Origin of the sequence: Rhodococcus sp. IEGM 1305 (assembly GCF_030058635.1) — a bacterium.
Lineage (GTDB): Bacteria > Actinomycetota > Actinomycetes > Mycobacteriales > Mycobacteriaceae > Rhodococcus_F > Rhodococcus_F opacus_D.
In genome coordinates this window covers 1-1756 of the sequence record NZ_JASHKX010000078.1, presented here as the reverse complement: position 1 = coordinate 1756, position 1756 = coordinate 1, and the positions used below count along the sequence as shown (strand labels likewise).

At 65.8% G+C, this 1756-nt stretch carries 1 protein-coding gene; it reads left to right on the top strand.

The features are described from left to right. The first annotated feature begins 98 nt into the window (after nt 1-98). Complete coding sequence (pyk, locus tag QM693_RS37445; protein ID WP_283354828.1) at nt 99-1571, top strand: pyruvate kinase; 1473 nt, start codon at nt 99-101, stop codon at nt 1569-1571. The last annotated feature ends 185 nt before the right edge of the window (nt 1572-1756 follow it).

Below are 1756 nucleotides of genomic sequence, written 5' to 3'. Positions count from 1 at the left end.
CCGTCGAGGCCGCCAACCGGTACCGCATCGACGACGTCCGCGCCGCGGCCGTCTCCTACGCCGACACCGGCAGTGCCTAGAACGGAATCGAAAATCCTATGACAGCAACAGTTTCCGAATACCTCGTCACACCCGGCCGGGAGGTGCCCGCATCGGCGAGGCGCGCGAAGATCGTGTGCACCCTCGGGCCCGCAACGGCAACCGGCGACCGCACACGTGAACTCGTCGACTGCGGAATGAATATCGCACGGCTCAACTTCAGCCACGGCGAACATTCCGATCACGAGGAGAACTACCTCCGGGTGCGGGACGCGTCCGAACGCACCGGCCGGGCGGTGGGTGTTCTCGCCGATCTCCAGGGCCCGAAGATCAGGTTGGGGCGCTTCGCCGAAGGCAGCACCGTCTGGTCGGACGGCGACCTCGTGCGGATCACCGTCGACGAGTGCGACGGCACCCACGACCGGGTGTCGACCACCTACAAGCAGTTGGCGGAGGACGCCGAGCCCGGTGACAGGTTGCTCGTCGACGACGGCAAGATCGGATTGGTCGTCACGGACGTCGACGGCAACGACGTGGTGTGCCGGGTCACCGAGGGCGGTCCGGTCAGCAACAACAAGGGTGTGTCGCTGCCGGGGATGAACGTGTCGGTCCCGGCGCTGTCGGGCAAGGACATCGCCGATCTCGAGTTCGCACTGCATCTCGGTGTCGACCTCATCGCCCTGTCGTTCGTGCGATCGGCGGCAGATATCGAACTCGTCCATGCCGTGATGGATCGGGTCGGCCGCAGGATCCCGGTGATCGCGAAGCTGGAGAAGCCGGAGGCGATCGACAACCTGGAGGCGATCGTGCTCGCGTTCGACGCGGTGATGGTCGCCCGCGGCGATCTGGGCGTCGAGCTTCCTCTCGAACAGGTGCCGCTCGCGCAGAAGCGGGCCATCCAGGTCGCCCGCGAGAATGCGAAGCCGGTCATCGTCGCGACGCAGATGCTCGAGTCGATGATCGAGAACTCACGGCCCACCCGCGCCGAGGCGTCGGACGTGGCCAACGCCGTCCTCGACGGCGCCGACGCCGTCATGCTGTCGGGCGAAACGTCCGTCGGGAAGCACGTGATGGAGACGGTCCGCACCATGGGCCGCATCATCAGCGCGGTGGAGGAGAAGTCCACGCACGTTCCGCCGCTGGCGCACGTACCCCGCACGAAGGGCGGAGTCCTGTCCTACGCGGCGCGCGACATCGGGGAACGATTGGGTGCGGCGGCGCTCGTCGCGTTCACCCAGTCCGGGGACACCGTGCGCCGGCTCGCGCGGCTACACACTCCGCTGCCGTTGCTGGCGTTCACCCCGCTCCCGGAAGTGCGCGCTCAACTCGCGCTGACCTGGGGGACCGAGACGTTCCTCGTCGACCCCGTCGAGTCGACCGACCAGATGATCCATCAGGTCGACCACGCGCTCCTCGGCCTGGGCCGGTACCAGCGGGGCGACCTCGTCGTCATTGTCGCGGGATCGCCTCCGGGCACCGTCGGCTCGACCAACCTGATCCACGTCCACAGGATCGGCGAGGAAGACCACTGATCGGATGTGACGCTGTAACCGTACGCCCGTCCGCTATTGACAGAACTCGATGGACACGGTTTTCTTAATGTCAAGATACGAAACTGTGTTTTCGCATCGTGGAAGTTTTGCCCAAGTGCGGAAGGTGAGTCATTTCATGACTGAGCGTGTTGAGGTCGGCGGTCTGCAGGTCGCGAAGGTGCTCT